The sequence below is a fragment of the Paenibacillus zeirhizosphaerae genome (assembly GCF_030705605.1).
GTDB lineage: Bacteria > Bacillota > Bacilli > Paenibacillales > Paenibacillaceae > Paenibacillus > Paenibacillus zeirhizosphaerae.
This window is the reverse complement of the sequence record NZ_JAPCKK010000014.1, coordinates 480,709-504,260: the sequence shown is the minus strand read 5'-3', so window position 1 is coordinate 504,260 and position 23,552 is coordinate 480,709. Positions and strand designations below refer to the sequence as shown.

Here is a 23,552-nt window from a genome sequence, read left to right as displayed (position 1 = left end):
TTCATCCAAACATACGTTCTTTGGCTGGATCGATATGATATACTGATAGGAAAATGAACAGTCGCATGCTGTGTGCCAAGTGTTGAATTGCAGGCAGTATGCTGAAATAGAGTTGGAGGGATCTGCTAGTGTCACTCCGTTTTTTGATCGGCCGCTCGGGCAGCGGCAAAACGACACGTATTCATCAGGAAATTATCGGAAAATTGAAAGAACAGCCGCAGGGCAGGCCGCTTATTCTGCTTGTCCCGGAACAGGCTACCTTCCACACAGAACATGCTCTTCTGTCATCAGCTGAAATCAAGGGGACTGTGCGGGCCCAGGTGTTGGGCTTCCGCCGTCTTGCTTACAGGATTATGCAGGAGACAGGTGGAACGGCGTTGACCCCTGTGACGGAAGAAGGCAAGAAAATGCTGCTTTACAAAATCGTACGGCGTAGACGGGAGGAACTGCAGGTATTTCGCGATTCGGGTGATCAGCTCGGATTCGTCGACCGTCTGAACGCCTTGTTCACCGAATTTAAAAGATATGGTGAGAATCCGGCTTCCCTGCCGGAGCAGCTGGAGCGCATACAGGCCGAGCAAGGATCGCCGATCTTGAACAGCAAAATTCAGGATATTCTGACTCTGTATCGGGATTTCGAGCAGGAGCTGGCCCCGTTGTATCTGGATGGAGAAGATACGATGATGCGTCTGGCCTCTCAGCTTCCGCATTCCTCCTGGCTGGATGGGGCCGATGTCTGGCTGGACGGGTACCGCGGTTTTACACCGCAGGAATATAAAGTGATCGAACAACTGCTGTTGTCCTCTTCTTCCCTGACGGTATCGCTGACGCTGAATCGGGAGTATGAGGCGGAACAGCTTCCCCATGAGCTGGATCTATTTCATCCGACAGCCTCCGTCTATGTGAAGCTGAAGGGTATCGCGCGCGAGCTGGGGGTTGATGTTCGCACTGACGTGCTGCAGCCTGAGATTTTGCCGCGCTTTGCCTCCAGCCCGGAGCTTGCCCATCTGGAGGCCGGATTTGGGCAGCGCAGGGTGTGGGCATCACTTGAGCCCCCGGCGGGTATCGAGCTGCATGCCGCAGCCGACCGCCGGGCCGAGGTCGAAGGTGCAATCCGTGAAATGAGGCGGCTGGCACGTGAGGAAGGGGTACGTTACCGCGACATGGCCGTGTTCGTCCGCAATCCGGCAGACTATGAGCATCTGCTGGAGCCTTTGTTTACAAAGTACGAGGTCCCATTGTTTATCGACCAGAAGCGGGATATTCTGCACCATCCCCTCGTTGAATTTGTACGAGCCGCATTGGATATTGTGCGGCGGCACTGGCGGTATGAAGATGTGTTCAGAGCGGTGAAGACCGACCTGCTGCTTCCGTCAGACGGGCATGTGACCCGTGACTGCATGGATGAGCTGGAGAATTATGCGCTGGCCTGCGGCATTCAGGGCAGCCGCTGGACGGACGGCAGGCCTTGGCGGGCCGTGCCGAACCTGTCGCTGGAAATGAATGAAACCGAGCGGGTAAAAGCCCGTGACGAGACACTGGAGCGGATGGAGCGGTGCCGGGCCGTTGTGGTTGCACCGTTGTATGCTTTCGCGAAAAGGCTATCCAAGGCGAAAACCGCCAGGGAGCAATGTGAAGCGGTGTATCGCTTGTTGGAGGATGCGGATATCGGGCGCAAGCTGGACCGGATGATACTGCATTCGGAAAAGCATGGAGAGCCGGAGCGTGCCAGGGAGCACAGCCAGATCTGGGATGCTGTGCTGGAGCTGCTTGATCAGATGAACGAGATGGTAGGCGAAGAGAAGCTGCCGGTGGAGCTGTTCGCAGGCATGCTGGAAACGGGACTGGCGGAATATCGTCTTGCCCTGATCCCGCCCGCGCTGGATCAGGTGCTGGTCGGAAGCGTGGACCGCACCAGAGTCAGCGGGATTCAGTACGCCTTTTTGCTGGGTGTGAACGAAGGTGTGATGCCCGCTGTTCCGCAGGAGGAAGGCGTGCTCAGCGAGCAGGAACGAAGCAGGCTGGCCGAGCAGGGAATTGCTCTTGCCCCGGATGTGACGCGCAGACTGCTGGATGAGCGCTTTCTCGCCTATACGGCCATGACCTCGGCGGGACGCAAGCTGTGGGTTAGCTACCCGGTTGCCGATGAAGAGGGCAAGCCGCTGCTGCCCTCGGAATACATCAGGCATCTGCGCCTGATGTTCAAGGGACTGAAAGAAAAGCCGCTGACGAGCCAGCCGCTGCCAGGGGCGGATTGGACGGCCCAGTCGGAGTATGCGCTGCATGCGCCTACAGCGCTGTCCCAGCTTGTTGTCCAGCTGCGGCAGTGGCTGCGTGGTGCGGATATCGCCGAGCCGTGGTGGGAGGTCTACAACTGGTATGCGGGCAGCAGCGGAGGGGAATACGTGAAGCTGAAAAGGCTGCTGACCTCTCTGTTCTACGAGAACAGGGCCGAGCCCTTGCAGCGCGAGACAAGCCGCAGCTTGTACGGCACGCGGCTGCGGACAAGTGTATCGCGAATGGAGCGTTTTGTGGCTTGCCCGTTTTCACATTTTGCGTCCCATGGGCTCAAGCTGAAGGAGCGTCAGACCTATAAGCTGAAGGCGCCGGACATCGGGCAGTTGTTTCACGCGGCCCTGGGCAGTATGGCGCTGCATCTGAAGGAAAGCAACCGCAGTTGGGGCAGCCTTAGTCCGGAGCAATGCCGGCAGGAGGCCGAGGCGACCGTTGACCGGCTGGCGCCGCGGCTGCAGGGTGAAATTTTGCTGAGCTCGAAGCGTTACGGCTACATTTTCCGCAAACTGAAGGATATTGTCAGCCGCGCCTCCCTGATTCTGGGCGAGCATGCCCGCAGGGGAAGCTTTGAACCGCTCGGCCTTGAGCTGGATTTCGGACCAGGCAAGGAGATTCCTCCGCTGACGTTTGAATTGGAGAACGGTGTTGTGATGGAAGTGATCGGCCGGATTGACCGGGTCGATGTGGCGGAAGGCGAAGAGGGCCTGCTGCTGCGGGTTATTGACTATAAATCAAGCCATAAGGATTTGAAGCTGCACGAGGTTTATTACGGTCTTGCCCTGCAGATGCTGACCTACCTGGATGTGCTGCTGACAAGTGCAGAGGAGTGGCTGGGTGAGCCGGCCTATCCGGCAGGCACGCTGTATTTTCATGTGCATAATCCGCTGCTGCAGTCCGCTAACGGTATGAGCCCTGAGCAGGCGCAGCAGGAGCTGCTGAAAAAGTTCAAGATGAAGGGCCTGCTGCTAGCCGACCGGGACGTCATAACCAAAATGGATGTGGAGCTGGACAAAGGCCATTCAGCCATCCTGCCTGTGGCGGTCAAGGCCGATGGCGGTTTTTACAGCAGCGCGGCGGTAGCGAGTCCGCAGCAGTGGCAATCGCTGCTGTCTGCCGTGCGCAGCAATATCCGAACCATCGGAACACGGATGACGGAAGGTGAGGTCGACATCGTTCCTTACCGCATCCAGCAGGAGACCGCCTGCGATTTTTGTTCCTACAGATCTGTGTGTCAGTTTGACGACAGTCTGGACGGAAGCAAGTTCAAGCATTTGTCGAAGCCGGGGAAGGAACAGCTGTGGAATATGCTGGACAACCATGAAGGAGGGGGGACGGAGTGATGTTTATACCGAAGCCGGAAGGCAGCTTCTGGAGCGATGAGCAGTGGCAGGCCATCGTGCAATCCGGAGACGATATGCTGGTGGCTGCAGCAGCAGGCTCAGGTAAAACAGCGGTGCTTGTTGAACGTATTATTCGTAAAATCGCCGATCCAACGCTTGGATTCAGCGTAGACCGGCTGCTGGTGGCGACCTTTACGAAGGCTGCGGCTGCAGAAATGCGCCACAGAATCCGTGAAGCGCTGGAACGGGCGCTGGAGGACAATCCCGGCAGTGAGCATCTGCAGCGTCAGCTGTCCCTGCTCGGAAGGGCGTCGATCACGACGCTGCACTCGTTTTGCATGGAGGTGATCCGGCGCCATTATCAGTCGATTCCGCTTGATCCCGGCTTTCGGATCATGAACGAGCATGAAACGGAGCTGATGAGGCAAGAACTGCTGGAAGAGCTGTTCGAGGAGAAGTACGGCGAACAGCCGGAAGGCAGCGTGTTCCGGATGATGGTGGACTGGTTCAGCGGGGAGCGGACCGATGACGCGGTGTACGGGCTGGTTCAGCGGCTGTACGATTTCTCGCAAAGTCATCCCTGGCCGGGGCATTGGCTGCGGGAGACGGTTGGCGCTTTCCGTATAGGCAGTCTTAGCGAACTGGGGGCCACTTCCTGGGTCGCCAGTCTAATGTCCGATGCGCGGCTGGAGCTGCGCGGTGTCTGCAGTCTGCTGGAGCAGGCGCACGGACTGGCCATGGAGCCGGGAGGACCTGCGCCTTATGCGCAGACGCTTGCGGATGAAACCGAAATGGTCAGGACCCTACAGCTTGCGCTTGAACAAGAGCCTTGGGAGCGGCTGTATGACAGGTTTCAGACGGTGTCCTTCGGCAAGCTGAAGGCTGTCAAAAAGGATCAAACCGATCCGGAGCTGCAGGAGCGTGTAAAGTCATTAAGAGAAAGAGCCAAAAAGGCGCTGACGGATTTGAAGGCCACCCTCTTCGGACGGTCACCGGAGCAATTTCTGGCCGAGCTGCGCCAGGCCGCCCCGCTGATGGAGGAGCTTGCGGAAACCGTCATTCAGTTCGGAGAGAGGTTCCGCCGGGAGAAGCAGGAAAAAGGTCTTGTGGACTTCGCAGATCTGGAGCATTACTGTCTGCAAATATTGCGGCACCCTGATTCGACGCCGGCACAGCTACTTCCTTCGGACGCGGCGCTGGAGTATCAGGCCCAGTTTGACGAGGTGCTGCTGGACGAATATCAGGATACGAATACGGTGCAGGAGGACATTGTGCGGCTGCTTGCCCGGTCACAGCCAGGGAACCGTTTCATGGTTGGCGACGTCAAGCAAAGTATATACCGTTTCAGACTGGCCGAGCCGGGTTTGTTTCTTGATAAATACCGCCGTTTCGGCGAGAAGGATGAACCCGGGCTGCTGATTGACCTGGCGCGCAATTTCCGTAGCCGCCGTGAGGTGGTGGATGCGGTTAATCTGCTGTTCCGCCAGATGATGAGTGTCGATGTGGCGGAAATTGATTACGATGAGCGGGCTCGGTTGGTTCACGGGGCGGATTTTCCGGAGGCTGCTGAACAGAGCGGCACCCCGTATCAACCGGAGCTGATTCTGATTGATAAAGGAGCCTCCGGTTCTTCCATTCCGGCGGATGCAGCAGAGGAAGGGACAACTGCCCCGGAGGAAGAGCTGGCCGAGCTGGAGACGGCGCAGCTGGAAGCACGCTTGATTGCGGGACGCATCAGGCAGATTGTCGGTGATACCGGACCAGCGCTGCAGGTTTACGACAAGGGACTCAAAACGATGCGCCCTGCCGTCTATGGCGATATCGTCATTTTGCTGCGTTCGGCGGCGGTATGGGCTCCGCTGATAGTGGAGGAGCTGCGGCAGGCCGGCATTCCGGCGGCAGGGGAGCAGACGAAGGGTTTCTTCAAGGCGACTGAGATCGAAGTCATGCTGTCCCTGCTGCACATTATCGATAACCCGCGGCAGGATATCCCGCTTGCGTCCGTGCTTCGTTCGCCGATGGTTGGCTTGACGGAGGATGAACTGGCCCGGATCAGGCTGAAGCGCTCCAACGGTTCGTTCTATGATGCGGTCATGGCGGCCGCCGGCCGGAATGCCAAAGCGATTATGACGGCTACAGTGGAAGCGGCCGTAAGCAGCGCAGGCGGTGAAGACGAGGCAGGACGAGCCGAGGCGGCTGAGGCCATGACGGAAACGGCGCTGGAGCAGGGCTTTGCCCCATCGGAAACGAAGGTCACGGCGGATTTGCAGCGTTTTCTGGATAAGCTTGAAGCATGGAGACAGGAGGCGGTTCAGGGCAGCCTCAGCAGTCTGATCTGGCGAATTTATGAAGAGACTGGTTATATGGACTGGAATGGCGGGCTGCCCGGAGGCGTCCAGCGCCAGAACAATCTGAAGACACTATATGACCGTGCGCTTCAATATGAGCAGACGACATCCAATCGCGGATTGTTCCGTTTCCTGACGTTCATCTCGAGGTTGCGCGAAAACGGCAGAGACTTGGGACCTTCAGGTGTCTCCACAGAGCCAGACCAAGCCGTACGCATCATGACCATCCATAAAAGCAAGGGGCTGGAGTTCCCGGTCGTCTTCATTGCGGGGGCGGCCAAAATGTTCAACACACAAGACCTGAACATGCCTTTTCTTATGCATAAAGGGCTTGGTTTTGGTCCCAAGTTCGTGGACAACGGCAATAGGGTCAGCTATCCGACCCTGCCCAATCTGGCGATCCGCAGACGTTCGCAACTGGAGCTGCTGGCGGAGGAAATGCGGGTACTATACGTTGCGCTCACCCGTCCGCGCGAAAAAATGATCATCACGGCCACCGTTAGAAATGCGGCTGCACAGGCAGCTTCCTGGGCAGCCATCAAGGACGAGCGGGAAGAGGTGCTGCCTGATTATCTACTGGCTGCGGGCAGGAGCTATCTCGACTGGATTGGCCCGGCGTTGCTTCGTCATCCGTCGGCTTCCGTTTTGCGCGAGGCGGCGGGTTTACAGCCGGAGGCGTACCGCCCTTTGGAGGGCAATGAAGGCGGTTGGCTTGTATCCCTGTATTCTGCGGAAGCGGCGGCTTCCATTGCGGCGGCTGACGCTGGACCGGAAACGGAGCTTTTGCCGGACAGAAGCAGTCGTGTGGAGGCGCTCAGACAAGTGCAGCCAGTGCATAGCGCCGCCGTGAATCAGGCCGGACAGTTGGCGAATGCGCTGTCCTGGACCTACCCGCATGCGCTTGCTGGCAGGACCGCAGCGAGTACGTCGGCAACAGAGTTAAAGCGGACTGTCACTGGTGAGGAGCCGCCTTCTGCGGATTGGACGAACGTCCTGAGCGCCGTAAGCGGGGAAACGTCCGTGCAGCAGCCAACCTTTGAAAGACTGCAGTTGCGCCGTCCCAAATTCATGGAGCAGAAGGGGCTAAGTCCTAGTGAGCGGGGAACGGTGTACCATACGCTGATGTTTCATCTTCCTCTTCAGGGCAGCATTGTTGCCCCTGTTATTGAGGAAACGAAGGAGCGTCTGGTGCAGTCCGAAATCATGTCCCGCCAGCATGCAGACATGATTGATGCCGGAGAGATTACACGCTTTTTTGCGACTGAGCTTGGTCAGAGGCTGCTTCACGCCTCTTCCGTACAGCGGGAGCTGCCTTTCAGTTATGGTCTGCCTGCTTCGCAGTTGGCCAACCGGCAGGCGCTGGACATCCGGCAGCCAGGGGGCACTACGCACACAGGCGTGGCGGCCGAACTGGAAGGAGATACAGTGCTGGTCAAAGGGATCGTCGATTGTCTCTTTGAGGACGAGAAGGGTCTCGTCCTGCTGGATTATAAGACAGACCAGATCTCTGAGTTCAGGAATCTGGAGGTTTTGACCGGCATGTACCGCTTTCAGCTTGAACTGTACTCCCGGGTCATGGAGGATATCCTTGGACGGAAGATTGCGGAAAGATGGCTTTATTTCTTCGATGCGGGAGAAAGCGTTCAGGTGTAGAAAAGAAGGAGGAAAGAGAAATGAGGATACTGCATACGGGCGACTGGCATTTGGGCAGGACGCTTGAAGGTCGCAGTAGGCTGAAGGAACAGGAGGCCTTTCTTGAGGAGCTTGTGCGCATGGCGGAGGACCAGCAGGCGGATCTGATCCTGATGGCGGGAGATGTCTATGATACGGTGAATCCGCCTGCAGTGGCAGAGCAGTTGTTTTATGAGGCTGCTGCGCGGCTGGCCGAAGGAGGAAGGCAGTTCGTTGCGATTGCGGGCAATCATGACCAGCCGGAACGGGTGTCGTCCGTCACCCCTCTCATCCGTCAGCAGGGCATCAGGCTATTGGGTTTGCCCAGCCCGGAGGCGGTGCGTGTAACTGCGCCAAGAACAGGAGAGACGGCGGTCATCGCCGCGTTGCCTTATCCTTCGGAGGCTCGCCTTAACGAGCTTCTCAGCGAGGATGGGGAAGAAAGCGTACTGCGCGAGGCATACAGCAGGCGTGTAAGCAGGCTGATGACACAGCTGGCCGCTTCTTTCCGCCCGGATACAGTCAATCTGGCGATGAGCCACATCTATGTGCTCGGTGGCCTGGAGACCGATTCCGAACGGCCGATTCAGGTGGGTGGTGCGTATACGGTTGATCCGTCGGCGCTTGTTGTAGGGGCGCAGTATACCGCCTTGGGGCATCTGCACCGGCCCCAGTATGTGAAAGGAGAAGGAATTCTGCGCTACAGCGGTTCGCCGCTGGCTTACAGCTTCTCCGAGGCAGGGCAGGCTAAGTCTGTCACGCTTGTTGAAGCGGCTCCCGGACAGCCTGTCCGCATCGAGGAGCTGTATATCAGCAGCGGCCGCCCGCTGGTGCGCTGGCGGGCCAGGGGAGGCCTGGAGGAAGTTTACCGCTGGCTGGACGACGGGCTGGACGCGGATGCGTTCATTGATCTGGAAATTTCACTGACCGAGGCTATGTCGATCGGGGATATCCAACGGCTGCGCAAGAGCCGTGACGGGATTGTACATATCAGGCCCGTTTACCCGGAAATGGTCGCCGCCGAGCTGGAGCAGCAGCGTTCCGGGATTCCGCTGCATGAGCTGTTCCGCTCCTTTTACCAGCGCCAGACGGGAGGAGCAGAGCCGGATGAAGGGCTTGTACAGCTGTTCCTGGAGCTTGTGGAGGAAGATGGAGAGAATGACGGAACGGAGGGGCATGTGTCATGAGACCGATATTGCTGAGGGTAGCGGGGCTTCAAAGCTACAGGGAGCAGCAGGAAATCCGTTTCGAAGAGCTGACGGAAACGGGGCTGTTCGGGATTTTCGGGCCGACCGGAAGCGGCAAGTCGACGCTGCTGGATGCCATTACACTTGCTATGTACGGCAAGGTGGAGCGTGCTGTCAACGGCACGCAGGGCATTATGAATCATGCGGAGGATACGTTGTCCGTCGCTTTCACGTTTGAGCTGATGTCGGCGCAGGGTCCCAAAAGATACCGGGTAGAGCGCAGGTTCAAGCGGGCCGCGGGTGTGTCGGTCAGCAACTCGCTGAGCCGGTTCGTGGAGATTACGGATGAAGGCGAGCAGGTGATGGCTGACAAGCTGGCGGATGTCACGCGTTGTGTGGAAGATATCATCGGTTTGAAAATGGATGATTTCACCAGGGCGGTGGTGCTGCCGCAGGGGAAATTCGCCGAATTCCTCTCCCTGAAGGGCAGCGAACGGCGACAGATGCTGCAGCGGCTGTTCCATCTGGAGAAGTATGGCGATCAGCTGGCACAGAAGCTGAGCCGCAGAGTCAAGGACACGGATTCGGCACTGAAGTCGCTGGCAGCGGAGCAGCAGGGCCTGGGCAATGCCAGTGCAGACGTCTTGAAGGAGGCTGAGCTTCGTTTGCGGTTGGCAGTGGAGCACGCGTTGTCCTCACGCGCCCAGCTTGAAGTGGCATCACGTGAAGCTGAAGCGATGTCGAAAATCCGTGACCTCGAAATAGAAAGGCAGCGCAGAACGGAGGAGCTGCAGGAGCTGGCTGTCCGGGAGCGTGAAATGGCTGTGCTTGAAAAGAAGCTGAAACAGTCAGCCGCGGCCTGGGCTTTGCAACCGGCTTTGGAGGATTGGAAGCAGTCCGCAACTGCAGCGGCAGCACGCGAAGCCGCTGCAGCCGCCGCGGCTGCGCTGGCCAGTGAGGCGGAAGAGAAGGCGGAGCAGGCGGTACAGGCAGATGAGAGAGCCAGTCAGGAGCTGGCTGCTGAGGAACCGCGCCTGCTGCTGCGAATCGATCAGCTGGAGCAGGCTATGGAGCTGCAAAAGGAGACGGATGCGCTGCGGACCGGACGCGATCAGCTCGCCGCCTTGCTTGCTGAAGCCGAGACGGACCGCAAGCATCATGAGCAAGAGCTGCAGAAGGAGCGGGAGCTTCACAGCCGTGGGCTGGTCCGGCAGAAGGAGCTGCAGGAGCAGCTTAAGCCATGCGAGGTGAAGGCCGAGGAGCGGCGTCTGCTGCAGGAGGCGATGCAGCGCTTGCAGCAGCTGAAGTCGGCAGCAGAGCAGCTGCGGGAAGCCGAACAGGAGGCTATCGCTGAAGAGCAGCGCTTGCGCGGCGCGGTGGAGGAACTGTCACGGGCGGAAGTGGAGGTCCTGCGGACAGAAGCGACCCGCACGAGTGTGTACCAGACAGCCATGGAGCAGGTCGGCAGGCTGCTCCGCCTGGAGACGGAGTGCGTCCGCCAGCTAAAGGAGCTTGCCGCGGCGGAAGAAGCGCTGCGCAGCGAGCTCCGGGCCGGTGAGCTGCGCAGGCTGGCGCAGGATCTGGCTGCGCAGCTGCAGGACGGCGAGCCCTGCCCGGTCTGCGGCTCGCTGCATCACCCTGCGCCGGCGGAAGCGCCCCGCGGCGGTGCAGACCATGCCGCCGCCGATGGCCTGCAGCGGTTGCGCGCCGGCCTGCAGGAACTGCGGCTGGAGCTGCGCCAGCAGCTGCATGAGCGGCGCAGCCTGGTGGCGCAGCTCCAGCCTGCTGGCGGCGAAGCTGACGCGCCGCAGGCCGAGAGCGCCGCAGGCGCGGAGGCGGCCGTGCAGGAGCCTCCGGCCGCCGGCACCGGCCCGCACGCGCCGTCGCACGACCTCGCGGCCTGGCAGGCCCGCTGCGGCGCGCTGGAGCACGCTGCGGCAGAGCTGGCCGCGGCCGCAGGACCGCTGCGCGAGCAGGCCTCCGCCCTGCGGGAGGCGGAGGCCGGACTGCAGCAGCGGCGCATCCGTGCGGCGGCGGAGCACGAGGCCGCCGCCGGGGCGCTTGCGCAGGCGCAGCGCAAGCGCGAGAATGCCGCTGCGCGCAGCCAGGAGCTGCGCAGCGGCTGGGAAGGCGCGCTGCCCGGTGTGGAGCCGGACAGCGCGGAGCAGCAGTATCGCGCCATGCAGGAGCGCGATATGCGCGCCGACGAGATCCGGGCGCGCCTGGAGACCAGCGTGACCTTCCTGGAGGAAAAGTCACGCAGTGTGCAGCTCATCGAGCAGACGGTCGTCGCGGCGGACAAGCTGATCATCGCCCGCCAGGCTGAGCTGCAGGGCAAAGACGCGCTGCTGCGCGAGAAGATGGGGCGCCTGCAGGCCTGGATTGGCGGAGGCAGCGCGCAGCAGCTGCTGGCCGATGCAAGCAGCAGGCTGTCGCATTTGAAGTTGCAGGCGGATGCCTGCAACCGGATGCGCAAGGAAGCTGATGAGCGCAAGCATGAAACCGCCAAAGCCTCGGTTATGGCCCGCCAGGCCGCTGATTCCGCTGCGGAGCGCAGGCAAGCCGCTGAAACACGCTGGTGTTCCCAGCTTGAGGCCTCCCCGTTTGCCAGTGAAGAAGAGGTGCTGGAGAGCAGCATCGAGCCGGAGCATGCAGCCAGACTGGAAGCGCAGGTGAACGGCCACCGCGAGCGGGAGAAGGAGGTGGCGGCCCATTTGCGCCATCTGGAGGAGAGACTCGCGGGAACAAGCTGGTCTGCTGAGGAGTGGAATGCTTGTATCGTTCGGCTGCGGGAATGCCGTGAACAGGATGAAGAGGCGCTTAGAGACAAGGCCAAGGCGGAGCGTGACATGGAGGATCTGCAGCAGCGTCACGTCCGCTGGATGGAGCTGGAGAGCAGACGCGGGCATCTGCAGCGTGAAGCGGAGAAATTGGCCAAGCTGCAGTCCTGCCTGCGGGGCAATGCCTTTGTCGAGTATGTCGCGGAGGAGCAGCTTATGCAGGTCAGCCAGGCGGCTTCCAGGCGGCTCCGCTTCCTGACGAAGCAGCGTTATGCCCTCGAAGTGGACTCCGGCGGTGGCTTTATTATCAGCGACGATGCCAACGGAGGCATCAAACGTCCGGTATCCACCTTGTCTGGCGGCGAAACCTTCCTTACCTCGCTCTCATTGGCCCTGGCCCTGTCCGCACAAATTCAGCTGCGCGGCCAATTTCCGCTCCAGTTCTTTTTTCTGGATGAAGGCTTCGGAACGCTGGACCCTGAGCTGCTTGATACCGTGATTACTTCCTTGGAGAAGCTTCACCATGATCAACTGTCGGTCGGCGTTATCAGCCACGTGCCGGAGCTGCGGGCAAGATTGCCGCGCAAGCTTGTTGTGTTGCCGGCAGAACAATCGGGAGGCGGTTCGAGGGTAGTGCTCGAAACGCTGTGACCAGAGCGTTGGAGGAAAGGCAGCGGGTGATCTACATCACAGATACAGTTTAATTGCGCTGTTATAATACAGCTAAGCCGACATATTGTTGACAGTCATCCCTGCTGTGGCAGTGATTCTGGGACACCGCTCTCGGAATCGCTGCCACGCATGGAGCTCGAACAGAGCTTCCAGGGGTGGCTTTTTTTATCTCCTGAACCTGAAATGGATAGTGGCAAAACGCCCAGATCTGAATAGGATATTGCAAAGTGGGATGTGAACTTTCCTGCAAGCGCTAAGGAGGTGCGGAAGATGGAAAATGTTGCTGTGAATGAACAGAACAATGACATCAAGAACGAACAGAATGATACAAAGGGAATCTGTATGAAGCATATGCACCGTTATGTGTGTGTATGGATGAAGGACGGATCGGTACATGACGGAATTGTGGAGCAGGTGGATGACGATAACATCTATATGGCCGTTCCGATCGGGGGAGAGAACGCAAATATACCCAATACAGGCAACATGCCGAATACAGGCAACATGCCATACATGGGCAACATGCCGAATACAGGGAACATGCCATACATGGGCAACATGCCGTACACAGGAAGCATGCCATACACAGGCAATATGCCGTATACAGCCAATATGGAGAACCCTGCAAATATTCAGCCTTCTGCCTATATGCCGTACCCTGAGAATGTTCAGCCTGAGGCTAATAAGCCATACAATGACTGTGGTTGCGGAGGAATGCAGACACGCGCCTTTGGTTACCCTGCTCCTTTCCCCGGATACGGTCCGGGTTACGGTTATGGTCCGGGATATGGAAACGGCTACGGATATAGCTATCCATCCTATCCTTATTATGGAAGACGTCGGTTTAACCGGCTGATCCTGCCGCTTGCCGCGCTGACGGCGATTGGTCTTCTTCCTTATTATTGACAGTTCAGCAAGTGTCGTAGCAGGGCCCATCCCACAGGGGACCGGGTCCTGCTCTCTTTTCATCTTCATTGGACGTCCGCCCTTCTTTTCCGGTATGATAATTACATAATGGCCTATATAAGAAGGAGGAGTATTACATATGGACTGTCTGTTTTGCAAAATTGCAGAAGGCTCCATACCGTCCAAGAAGGTGCTGGAGACGGAGGATATGCTCGTATTTCATGATATTCAGCCTGCGGCGCCCGTGCATGTTCTGATCATTCCGAAGAAGCATATCGTTTCTATGAACGATGTGGTGGAGGAAGATTTGGCGCTGATCGCTGAAATCCATCGTGTTGCGCAAAAGGTGGCCCAGCAGCTCGGCGTGTCCGAATCGGGTTACCGTCTCATCAATAACTGCGGGCCGGACAGCGGTCAGGCGGTTCATCACCTGCATTATCATCTGCTCGGCGGCGCCAAGCTGGGTGCTCTGACGGGGATTTCTGACTCTCACGCGGCAGGCTGAGCACCTTTTTTTTCGATAGGTTGACACCTGCTTTAGCTTTGACCTATAATGAAAGTTGATGAACCGTGTTATTGCTCTTGGACGGTCTGGTCGGAGGGAGGGAAAACTGGTGTCTGAAACTAAAGTTCGCAAAAACGAGACAATTGATGCTGCACTTCGTCGCTTTAAGCGTTCCATCGCTAAGGATGGCGTATTGGCTGAGGTGAAGAAACGCAAGCATTATGAAAAGCCAAGCGTAAAGCGCAAGAAAAAGTCCGAGGCTGCTCGTAAGAGAAAGTTCTAGGAGGATCTAAGCCATCATGAATTTGAGCGAACGATTGAACGAAGATATGAAGCAGGCGATGAAGAGTAAGGACAAGTTCAAACTCTCTACCATTCGAATGGTTCGTTCTACGATAAAAAATCTTGAAATAGAATTGAAACGGGATTTGGATGACAACGAATTGCTTGATATTCTGAGTCGTGAGATCAAACAACGCAAGGATGCCCTCCAAGAATTTGAAAAAGCAGGCCGCGACGAGCTTGCGGAAAGCAACAAAGCGGAAATCGAGATTCTCAGTCAGTACCTTCCCGCGCAGCTTACCGAAGAAGAAATTAAAGTTATTGTACAGCAGACCATCCAGGAAACCGGTGCTTCTTCGAAAGCCGATATGGGGAAAGTGATGGCGGCCTTGATGCCTAAGGTGAAGGGTCGCGCGGACGGAAAACTCGTGAACCAAGCGGTTCAGCAATTTCTGCAATAATCAAAAAGAGCAGGCACTCTCTGTCTAACAGGGAGTGTTTTTTCTTTTTTTAAGGCCTTCATCAACTAACTTCCTGCCCATTGCTAAGCTTGAAACCAATGTAAGGTTCACGGCGTATGTAAGTTAATGCTGACTTGCTGATTTTTCGGGAAATGGCCAGCATACAAGTTGAATTCTGGTAAGATGTATATAATAGCCGGAAGGGGGGAGATGGATGTACGCAAGAAAATCCGTACTGTACTTCAAGGCGTTGCTTGCTTTCCTGCTGTTGGCTCTGCTATTGCTGCCTTTGGGCGGAATTAGACCGATGGCAGCAGCCTCGGCTGAAGGGATAGGTCCGGTATTTGTCATACCAGTCAATCAGGAGATTGAGCGCGGGCTGGAGAATATTATGGAACGTGGCTTCAGGGAAGCGGAACAGTCGAAGGCGGGTCTGATTATTTTGGAAATCAACACGCCAGGGGGACGGGTGGATACGGCTGAAAGAATCGGAGAGCTGATCAAAAGCAGCAATATTCCTACAGTAGCTTACATAAACGGAAATGCTGCGTCCGCAGGGGCGTATATTGCGCTGAATGCCGACCAAATCGCCATGTCACCAGGGAGTATGATCGGAGCAGCCGCGCTCGTGACTCAGTTCGGCACGCCAGTGGATGATCCGAAGACCATTGCGGCGTGGAAAAGCATGATGGCTTCAGCAGCGCAGGCGGGCGGAAGAAATGCATCTATTGCCGAAGGTATGGTAGATGTGAACCTGGAAGTAAGCATGTCAGAAATCGGGAAGGTCAAGGCCAAAGGGCAAATTATTTCGCTCACCAGTGAGGAGGCGCTCCGGACGGGGTATGCTGACCGTATTGTCTCTTCTACGGAGGAGGTCGCTAGTTGGATGGGGTTTGCCAATCAGGATCTTTTTCAAATCGACCAGTCGCCGGCCGAACGGTTTGCTGAATTTTTAACTCACCCTTGGGTGCAGGTGCTGCTGCTGTTTATCGGTATTGCAGGTATTGTCACTGAACTGATCGTGCCCGGGTTCGGTGTGCCGGGCATCCTGGGTATATTGTCCTTCGGTCTGTATTTCTTCGGAAATTATGTTGCAGGTTTCGCTGGTTATGAGACATGGGTGCTGTTCATCATCGGGTTGGTCCTGCTTGCGCTTGAGCTGTTTGTACCGAGCTTTGGTATCCTTGGCTTGCTCGGCTCGGTAAGTCTTGTGGCCGGTGTGGTTCGGGCTGCTTATGACACGGCGGATGCGCTGTTTGCGCTCGGCATTGCTTTTGCTGCTGCTGCCATCGTGGTCACCATTGTGGCGGTTGCGTTCAAGGATCGCGGAATTTGGAATAAGTTTATTTTGAAGGAGAGCTTGACGACAGATCAGGGCTATTCTTCGGTAATGAGCAAGGATCGGCTGCTGGGGATGCAAGGAACCAGTCTTACGCCGCTTCGACCGGCGGGGACGGTACTGATCGAAGGTGAACGGATTGATGTAGTAACAGAAGGCGGATTTATAGAGAGCAACAAGCCAGTTAGTGTAATTAAGGTGGAAGGCGGCCGTATTGTAGTTAAAGAGCTTTTATAGAGATAGAAGGCTAACAAATTGGAGGATGATGAACTTTGATGGATTCGGGTTTGATTAGTGTTTTGCTGATTGCTGTCGTAGCGATTATCGTGATTAGCGTATTTTTCAGCTTTTTTCCGGTCATGCTGTGGATTTCCGCGCTGGCCTCAGGGGTACGGGTCGGAATTATTACACTTGTTGCGATGCGCTTGCGCCGGGTAACGCCAAGCAGAATCGTTAACCCACTTATTAAAGCGACCAAGGCAGGGCTTGGCCTGACGATCAATCAGTTGGAGAGTCACTTTCTAGCGGGTGGTAATGTAGATCGTGTTGTAAATGCCCTGATTGCCGCCCAGCGTGCCGATATTCCGCTGGAATTTGAACGGGCAGCTGCCATCGATCTGGCGGGACGCGATGTTCTGCAGGCGGTGCAAATGAGTGTTAATCCGCGTGTGATTGAGACTCCAATCGTTGCCGCGGTGGCCAAGGACGGTATTGAGGTCAAGGTTAAAGCACGTGTTACCGTACGCGCGAACATCGACCGATTGGTTGGTGGCGCCGGTGAAGAGACGATTATTGCCCGTGTAGGCGAAGGCATCGTAACCACGGTTGGCTCCAGTGGCACGCATAAGGATGTGTTGGAAAATCCGGATTCGATCTCTCGGACGGTGCTGTCCAAAGGGCTGGATGCCGGTACGGCGTTTGAAATTTTATCGATTGATATCGCTGATGTGGATGTAGGCAAAAATATCGGCGCGTTCCTGCAGACCGAGCAGGCTGAAGCGGATAAACGGATTGCACAGGCGAAGGCTGAGGAGCGACGCGCCATGGCCGTCGCGCAGGAGCAGGAAATGAAAGCGCGCGTTGTTGAAATGCGCGCGCGCGTGGTGGAATCTGAATCCCAGGTGCCGCTTGCCATGGCGGAAGCGCTGCGCAATGGTAATCTGGGTGTCATGGATTATATTAACATGCAGAATATCGAAGCCGATACACAGATGAGAGAGTCGCTTGGCAAGCCGAATGACAACTCTGGACCAAACCAGCCGAATGAACGCAGCTAAAAAGCAGAGTCCGTAGGAAAGCGGTGATGCAGAATGATTGAATGGATTGTGCAACACTTATATCTCGTAGCCGTCATTGTGTTTGCCCTACTCTCGTTTCTGGGCAAGACAAATTCTGGCGGAAAGCACAAAAGACGCGGCGGTCACATGCCGTCATTCGGAGGACCGGTCGATCGCCCATCACCCGGAACAACGAAGCAGGATGACAAGGATGAGCCGGAATATGTGTTCGTGGACAGGGACCTCCGCGAAAAGAAGCCTTATGAAAATACAGCAGCCGAGTATACGACCAGAAACGCCGCTGCCGATGACCTAGACGAGGGGCAGTCTCTCGAATATGTGGACGCAAATTCGACGCTTGAGGGCCGAATCCGTGCCATGGAAGAGGAACGGCAGCGGGTACTGCAAAGGCTAGATCGTATTACAGGTGGAGAACTGAGTGTATACGGTGAAGAGGGACAGAGACTGGAGACTGCTTCCCGTTTTCGGACGGCTGAAATCCGCAGCGGGATCATCTGGTCGGAAATTTTGTCACCGCCCAAAGCGAAACGCCGCCGAAAAGGCGTGTAGCAAATTACAAAAGAATCATTTTTGTATTCATAGGTCAGCCAGAACTTCTGGTTGGCCTATTTTTGCATGTAGGTGTATGCACGCAGCAGCGGAGAGAACGAAGCAATTCCGGAAAAGCGGAGCGTTCGCCTTTGGCGCGAAGGGTCAATAGCGATTGCAGGAATGCTTCGTTCTCGGAGCGTCTCAGAAGATGCAGGGTATGGCTACATATTTACTGCGGACCGCGCATACGTTGTTTAGTACAGGAAGGGGGACTCACCCGAATGACCCGGATCAGCCGTAAGCTGCGCAAATGGACGAGTGAAGCGCTGGACCTGCCGCAGGATATTCTTTTGGATATGCCGCGCTTGACTTTGATTGGCAGCAAACAGTTATATATCGAAAACCATCGGGGTGTCCTGAGCTTTACTCCGGAAGAGCTGTTGCTTGCCCTCTCTCGCGGGAGACTCCGGATAGGGGGTAGCGACCTTGTGATTCGGAGTATATTGCCTGAAGAAATCAGCGTGGAAGGCGAGATTACGGACATCCACATTGAAAGAACGGGGGAGGACCTGTGAGACAACCGGCTTTAACCCGCCTGCGCGGTATGGTCGTTATAGAAGTGACTGGCGGTCAGGTGGAGAGCTTTGTGAATCTGCTGTCAAAGCGGCAAATCCCGGTTTGGGATGTCAGGCCGCTGAACGGCAACCGTGCGGAAATGAAGCTCCTGCTTCCGGATGTATTCTCCCTGCGTCCGCTGCTGCGGCGGACAGGCTGCCGGATGCATGTAACCCGGAGAACGGGATTTCCCTTTATAGCCGCGCGCCTCGGACGGCGGAAGTTTTTTGCCGCCGGCCTCTTACTATTTTTTGTTGCCATCTACATGATGTCTTCACTGATATGGACGGTAGAGGTTAAGGGCAATGAGAGTCTGACGACGGAAGAAGTGCTGCGGGCAGCCCGCGAGGAAGGGATTTATCCTTTGCAATGGAGCTTTCGGCTGGCAGGACAGGACAAGCTGTCCAAAGATCTTATGCGCAAGTTGCCGGATGCTTCGTGGATCGGAGTGGAAAAGCAGGGCACCGTCATTACGATTCAGGTCGTAGAAGCTTCAAGGGCGGCACCCAAACCGCTGCTTGATCCCCGTCATCTGATTAGCAAGGCGGACGCGGTCATTACCGAAATTTATGCCGAGCAGGGAAGACCTGTCGTGCAAAAAAATACAAGAGTAAAGAGAGGCGACATCCTCATATCTGGTACGCTCGGGGATGAGGAGAACCAGGAGCAGGTTGTGGCCAAGGGGCAGGTACGGGGACTAGTCTGGCATGAATACGAGATTTCAACGCCTCTGGTCCAGCGCAGTAAGACCTATACCGGCGAGAGCAGGGAACGGCTGTATCTGGTGCTGGGCAATCGGGCGGTTCAGTTCTGGGGGTACGGTAAAGACCCCTATGCTGCAGCGGATACAGTAACAGAATACGACCCGCTGACCTGGCGTTCCGTAAAGCTTCCGTTCGGCTGGATGACTGAAAGAGTCATGGAGACCCAAGAACAGCAGCATGCGGTATCTGAGCAGGCCGCCAAAGAGCTGGGATTGACAAGAGCGAGGACCCATATTTTGGCGAAATACGGGAAGGGAACGAAAATTTTAGGACAAAAAATTTTGCATGAGAAGAAAGAGAATGGTAAAGTTTATATGAAAGTGCTGTTCGAGGTAGAGCAAGAGATCGCGGAAGAGCTTCCGTTAGTTTATAACCGAGGAGATTGAGGCTATTTGGCTGAACAACAACGCAGCATACGAATTGCTTTGCACAATGCGGGGGAGGGACAGGCTCTTTTCGGCCCGCAGGATTCTTTCTTAAAATTAATCGAAACGGAAATCCCGGCTAAGATCGATTCCCGGGCAGAGGAAATCGCCATCTACGGCGGCCCGCAGGAGGTCGAGATCCTGGAACAACTGTTTGACGTGCTGCTGCAGTTGATCCGCAATGGATTTGTTCTGAGTGAGCGGGACATACATTATGCTATAGAGCTTGCGAAGGATCTGAGAGCAGATCAGTTGCTGGACTTGTTCAAAGGCGAGATTACGACGACATTCCGCGGCAAGCCGATCCGGGTGAAAACGATTGGCCAGAAGCACTATGTTACAACGATCAAAAAAAGGGATGTCGTATTCGGCATCGGACCGGCAGGGACCGGCAAGACGTATCTGGCCGTTGTACTGGCCGTTGCCGCCCTCAAGGAAGGCTCTGTCAAGCGGATTATACTTACCCGTCCTGCTGTGGAAGCGGGAGAGAATCTGGGCTTTTTGCCAGGCGATCTGCAGGAGAAGGTAGATCCCTATTTACGGCCGCTCTATGACGCCTTGTATGATGTCATGGGACCGGATCAGACGGCCAAGGCGCTGGAACGAGGCCTGATTGAGATTGCTCCTCTTGCCTACATGAGGGGCCGCACGCTGGATGATGCGTTTATCATTCTCGACGAAGCACAGAATACGACGCCTGAGCAAATGAAGATGTTTCTGACGCGCCTCGGCTTTGGTTCTAAAATGGTGATCACGGGCGATGTTACCCAGATTGACCTGCCTCGTGGCAAGAAATCGGGTTTGATTGAAGCGAAGACCATATTGAATTCCATTGAGGAGATCGGGTTCGTACAGTTTGCGGAAGAAGATGTCGTGCGTCATTCCCTGGTTCAAAAAATCATTATAGCCTATGACCATGCTGCCGAAAATCAAGTATAGAGAGGGATTGTCTCTATGACTCCGAAAGAGCTGTCGAAAGGCACCAGCAAGATGACCCAGTATAGAATGAACGGATGGAAGTATAGCGTGGTTACACGCTATCTTCTGTTTTTGTTTTTGGTGATTCTTTTCTATGTCAGCCTGGCTCCGGGGCTACTTCCCGAGCGTTACGATATACGTGTGAATACGTCAAGCGAGAAAGAAATCGTCGCCCCGATGCAGTTGCCCAACAATAAGGCTACGCTGCAGGCGCAGGAGCAGGCGGCGGAAAAAGTGCAGGATATTTATACGATTGTGCCGATGCGTAACGACAATCTGGTGATTTCGATCTTGGACCGCATCGACCGGCTGAATCAGGATGATCAGATCTCAGCTGCAGACAAGGTGGCCATTTATAAAGAGGAAATTCCGCAGCGCGCAATTGAATCTGTGAAGAACTTTGTCAACAACAGCAAAAATGCGGATGCTTACCCGGACACGCTTCTGGATGAGGTGCTTAAAAAGACGAGCGAGCAAACCTACAAAATTCCTGAGGAAACCTTCATCAAAATCCCGCGTCTGTCTTCGGACAACATTACGGAAATGAAGCCGGTTGCCCGCCAGATCGTTACTAGGCTGATGAATGACCAGATTTCGGATGCTACTACAGCGAGAGCCAAGGTGGCTGAAATGGTCAGCACCAGTTCGCTGAGTGACCGCACCTCCCGTGAGGTTGTGCAGGAGCTGGCAAGGCTTGTTATCACGGCTAATAAATTTTACGATGATGAAGCGACCAAGACTGCCAAGGTCGAGGCGCGTGAGAATACACCCACTGTATATATCGATCAAGGGGAGATCCTAGTCCACAAGGGTGAGATCATTACCCAGGATATATACACTTTGCTCGATGAGAACAATTTGCTCAAGGACGAGATTAACTATTGGCCGCAGTTCGGACTGCTCATGCTTTCCTGTCTGCTGGCTCTCGGACTCCTTATGTACATCCGTCAAGCGGATTCCCGTCAGTTCAAATTTAATAATGCGCAGCTTCTGATGCTTGTACTCATTTTCATCATCACCATCGTTGTGCTGCTCCTTGCGAATGTGCTGAAGACGAGTGAACGGCCGTATATCGGGTATTTTGCCCCGGTAGCGATTGGATCGATGCTGGTTACGCTGCTGCTGGACAGGTCGCTGGCTTTTATATGTACGGTCATCATCAGCATTCTGTCAAGCATCATCCTGAATGCACGGCAGGGACAAATTTTCGATTTTAATTATGGCTTGTTTACGGTAGTGGTGTCCCTTACCGCCATCTTCACAATTCATCGGGCCAGCCAGCGCTCCACACTGTTTAAAGGATCGATTATGGTATGCATTTTCGGTGCGCTGTCTGTGTTATCCCTAGCGTTGATCGATCAGGGGAATTGGACGCAGATGACGACGCTTTACTCGGTCGTAGGAGCTATTGTCGGAGGGGTGCTTACTGCCATATTGGTCATTGGGTTGATGCCTTTTTTCGAGTCTACGTTTGGTATTTTATCGGCCCTCAAGCTGGTAGAGCTGTCCAACCCGAATCATCCTTTGCTGCGGAAGCTATTGACCGAGACACCCGGCACTTATCATCACAGCGTCATGGTCGGCAACCTGTCCGAGGCAGCCGCGGAAGCGATCGGAGCCAACGGATTATTATGCCGTGTCGGTTCATACTATCATGATGTAGGCAAAACCAAACGTCCTTCGTATTTTATCGAAAATCAGAACGGGATGGACAATCCGCATGACAATATGGACCCCAAGCTCAGCAAGTCCATCATCATTGCCCATGCCAGGGACGGCGTTGAAATGCAGAAGGATTACAAGCTTCCGAAACCGATCAGGGATATCGCTGAACAGCACCATGGGACCACGTTCCTCCATTACTTCTATCATAAAGCTTTGCGGCTGGCGGAAGAGCGGGGAATAGAGCCTGATTTTACGGAGGATGATTTCCGTTATCCGGGTCCGAAAGCTCAATCTAAGGAATCGGCTGTTGTGGGCATTGCTGACAGTGTGGAAGCCGCGGTACGGTCGCTGCGCAAGCCGACGGTTGAGCAGATCGAGACGATGATCGAGAAGATTATTAAAAGCCGGCTGGACGATCACCAGTTCAACGATTGCGATCTAACCATGCGCGAGCTGGAAATCATCTCGCAAACGCTGAAAGAAACCGTCATGGGCATATTCCATTCACGGATCGAATATCCGGAAGAAAAACCGAAGGCAGCGAACGAAAAGCTGCACTAACACAAGGAAAGATCGTAACAAAAGGAGCGTAAAGCATGAGCCTGCAATTGGCATGGAATAATGAACAGGAAATAATGAATATTAGTGAATCGCTCATTACCACCCTGGAGGTGCTTCTCCGCAAAGCGGGGGAAGTCGAAGGAGTGGAGGATGGCGAGGTGGCGCTTACCTTTGTTACGGACAAGCAGATTCACGAGCTGAACAAGCAGTACCGCGGTATCGACCGCCCGACGGATGTGCTGTCTTTTGCCATGAATGAAGGGCTGGAGGATGAAATGGAAATCGTATATGAGCTCGGGGAAGAGGAGGCTGGACCGGACCTTCCTGAGGTGCTTGGCGATATTATCATTTCAGTAGAGACGGCGAAGGCACAAAGCGAGGAGTACGGCCATTCTCTGGAAAGGGAGATCGGATTTCTGTTTGTGCATGGTTTCCTGCATCTCTTGGGATATGATCATCAGGATGAAGCCAGCGAAGCCGAAATGATGGGCAAGCAGGAGGCTGTTCTCACGGAAGTGGGGTTAACACGCTGATGAGGCCACCCCATTCATGGAGATCTACGTTTCGTTATGCCTTGGAAGGGATAAGGTACACCCTTCGCACGCAGATCAATATGAGGATGCATGCTGCCATATCCTTGTGTGTTATTGCGGCGGGTATAGTGTTCCATATCTCCCGAATGGAATGGTTGTTTATCATAACAGCCTGCGCTTTGGTCATGATGGCGGAGCTGCTCAACACCGCCGTTGAGGCGGTTGTGGACCTTGTCAGTCCTGATGCGCATCCGCTTGCCAAGGCAGCTAAAGACACCGCCGCCGGAGCTGTGCTGCTGGCTGCGGTTTTTGCTGTCATTATAGGACTAATCGTTTTTTATCAACCTTTGTTGGCCTTGCTGCGGCATTGGTTATATACAATCTAAATTGGTGGGG

17 protein-coding genes are annotated in these 23,552 nt (G+C 55.4%); all 17 read left to right on the top strand.

What is annotated here, in order from left to right:
- The first annotated feature begins 128 nt into the window (after positions 1-128).
- The 17 genes from addB to OIN60_RS09370 all read left to right on the top strand — a co-directional run bounded on the left by addB (position 129) and on the right by OIN60_RS09370 (position 23,542).
- A complete protein-coding gene (gene addB / locus OIN60_RS09450; protein WP_305754596.1) occupies positions 129-3,635 on the top strand; it encodes a helicase-exonuclease AddAB subunit AddB in 3,507 nt (1,168 codons plus the stop codon).
- Positions 3,635-7,636, top strand: a complete 4,002-nt coding sequence (gene addA / locus OIN60_RS09445; RefSeq protein ID WP_305754657.1) for a helicase-exonuclease AddAB subunit AddA — start codon at positions 3,635-3,637, stop codon at positions 7,634-7,636. Before addB ends, addA begins: the two co-directional genes overlap by 1 nt.
- Positions 7,637-7,656: 20 nt before the next feature.
- A complete protein-coding gene (locus OIN60_RS09440; protein WP_305754595.1) occupies positions 7,657-8,841 on the top strand; it encodes an exonuclease SbcCD subunit D in 1,185 nt (394 codons plus the stop codon).
- Positions 8,838-12,272 (top strand): AAA family ATPase, encoded by a 3,435-nt coding sequence (locus OIN60_RS09435; protein ID WP_305754594.1) that lies wholly within the window; start codon positions 8,838-8,840, stop codon positions 12,270-12,272. Before OIN60_RS09440 ends, OIN60_RS09435 begins: the two co-directional genes overlap by 4 nt.
- A gap of 291 nt (positions 12,273-12,563) precedes the next feature.
- Positions 12,564-13,199: a hypothetical protein gene (locus OIN60_RS22610; protein WP_370872446.1), complete on the top strand. Its 636-nt coding sequence runs from the start codon at positions 12,564-12,566 to the stop codon at positions 13,197-13,199.
- 139 nt (positions 13,200-13,338) lie between these two features.
- Complete coding sequence (locus OIN60_RS09425) at positions 13,339-13,704, top strand: histidine triad nucleotide-binding protein (RefSeq protein WP_305754593.1); 366 nt, start codon at positions 13,339-13,341, stop codon at positions 13,702-13,704.
- A 109-nt stretch (positions 13,705-13,813) separates the two neighbouring features.
- Positions 13,814-13,987 (top strand): 30S ribosomal protein S21, encoded by a 174-nt coding sequence (gene rpsU / locus OIN60_RS09420; RefSeq protein ID WP_005547957.1) that lies wholly within the window; start codon positions 13,814-13,816, stop codon positions 13,985-13,987.
- Positions 13,988-14,003: 16 nt separating this feature from the next.
- Positions 14,004-14,447, top strand: coding sequence for a GatB/YqeY domain-containing protein (locus OIN60_RS09415; protein ID WP_305754592.1), 444 nt, complete (start codon positions 14,004-14,006; stop codon positions 14,445-14,447).
- Between the two features lie 214 nt (positions 14,448-14,661).
- Positions 14,662-16,023 carry an NfeD family protein gene (locus OIN60_RS09410; protein ID WP_305754591.1) on the top strand — a complete coding sequence of 454 codons (1,362 nt, stop codon included), beginning with the start codon at positions 14,662-14,664 and terminating at the stop codon, positions 16,021-16,023.
- 38 nt (positions 16,024-16,061) lie between these two features.
- Entirely contained in the window at positions 16,062-17,063 is a 1,002-nt protein-coding gene (floA, locus tag OIN60_RS09405; RefSeq protein ID WP_370872445.1) for a flotillin-like protein FloA, read from the top strand.
- Between the two features lie 33 nt (positions 17,064-17,096).
- Entirely contained in the window at positions 17,097-17,633 is a 537-nt protein-coding gene (locus OIN60_RS09400; RefSeq protein ID WP_305754589.1) for a hypothetical protein, read from the top strand.
- Between the two features lie 263 nt (positions 17,634-17,896).
- Entirely contained in the window at positions 17,897-18,190 is a 294-nt protein-coding gene (gene yqfC / locus OIN60_RS09395) for a sporulation protein YqfC (protein ID WP_305754588.1), read from the top strand.
- Entirely contained in the window at positions 18,187-19,380 is a 1,194-nt protein-coding gene (yqfD, locus tag OIN60_RS09390; RefSeq protein ID WP_305754587.1) for a sporulation protein YqfD, read from the top strand. The genes yqfC and yqfD overlap by 4 nt, the downstream gene beginning before the upstream one ends.
- A gap of 6 nt (positions 19,381-19,386) precedes the next feature.
- The gene (locus OIN60_RS09385) at positions 19,387-20,358 is read left to right on the top strand and encodes a PhoH family protein (RefSeq protein ID WP_305754586.1); all 972 of its coding nucleotides are present in this window, start codon (positions 19,387-19,389) and stop codon (positions 20,356-20,358) included.
- Between the two features lie 15 nt (positions 20,359-20,373).
- Positions 20,374-22,623 carry an HD family phosphohydrolase gene (locus OIN60_RS09380; protein WP_305754585.1) on the top strand — a complete coding sequence of 750 codons (2,250 nt, stop codon included), beginning with the start codon at positions 20,374-20,376 and terminating at the stop codon, positions 22,621-22,623.
- A gap of 35 nt (positions 22,624-22,658) precedes the next feature.
- Complete coding sequence (ybeY, locus tag OIN60_RS09375) at positions 22,659-23,156, top strand: rRNA maturation RNase YbeY (RefSeq protein WP_305754584.1); 498 nt, start codon at positions 22,659-22,661, stop codon at positions 23,154-23,156.
- Entirely contained in the window at positions 23,156-23,542 is a 387-nt protein-coding gene (locus OIN60_RS09370) for a diacylglycerol kinase family protein (protein ID WP_305754583.1), read from the top strand. Before ybeY ends, OIN60_RS09370 begins: the two co-directional genes overlap by 1 nt.
- The last annotated feature ends 10 nt before the right edge of the window (positions 23,543-23,552 follow it).

Coding starts and splice junctions, on each gene's coding strand:
- OIN60_RS09410 (WP_305754591.1), top strand. CDS start 14,662: ATGTACGCAAGAAAATCCGTACTGTACTTCAAGGCGTTGCTTGCTTTC.
- ybeY (WP_305754584.1), top strand. CDS start 22,659: ATGAGCCTGCAATTGGCATGGAATAATGAACAGGAAATAATGAATATT.
- addA (WP_305754657.1), top strand. CDS start 3,635: ATGTTTATACCGAAGCCGGAAGGCAGCTTCTGGAGCGATGAGCAGTGG.
- floA (WP_370872445.1), top strand. CDS start 16,062: ATGGATTCGGGTTTGATTAGTGTTTTGCTGATTGCTGTCGTAGCGATT.
- OIN60_RS09440 (WP_305754595.1), top strand. CDS start 7,657: ATGAGGATACTGCATACGGGCGACTGGCATTTGGGCAGGACGCTTGAA.
- OIN60_RS09400 (WP_305754589.1), top strand. CDS start 17,097: ATGATTGAATGGATTGTGCAACACTTATATCTCGTAGCCGTCATTGTG.
- OIN60_RS09435 (WP_305754594.1), top strand. CDS start 8,838: ATGAGACCGATATTGCTGAGGGTAGCGGGGCTTCAAAGCTACAGGGAG.
- yqfC (WP_305754588.1), top strand. CDS start 17,897: ATGACCCGGATCAGCCGTAAGCTGCGCAAATGGACGAGTGAAGCGCTG.
- OIN60_RS09370 (WP_305754583.1), top strand. CDS start 23,156: ATGAGGCCACCCCATTCATGGAGATCTACGTTTCGTTATGCCTTGGAA.
- OIN60_RS09425 (WP_305754593.1), top strand. CDS start 13,339: ATGGACTGTCTGTTTTGCAAAATTGCAGAAGGCTCCATACCGTCCAAG.
- OIN60_RS09415 (WP_305754592.1), top strand. CDS start 14,004: ATGAATTTGAGCGAACGATTGAACGAAGATATGAAGCAGGCGATGAAG.
- OIN60_RS22610 (WP_370872446.1), top strand. CDS start 12,564: ATGGAAAATGTTGCTGTGAATGAACAGAACAATGACATCAAGAACGAA.
- OIN60_RS09380 (WP_305754585.1), top strand. CDS start 20,374: ATGACTCCGAAAGAGCTGTCGAAAGGCACCAGCAAGATGACCCAGTAT.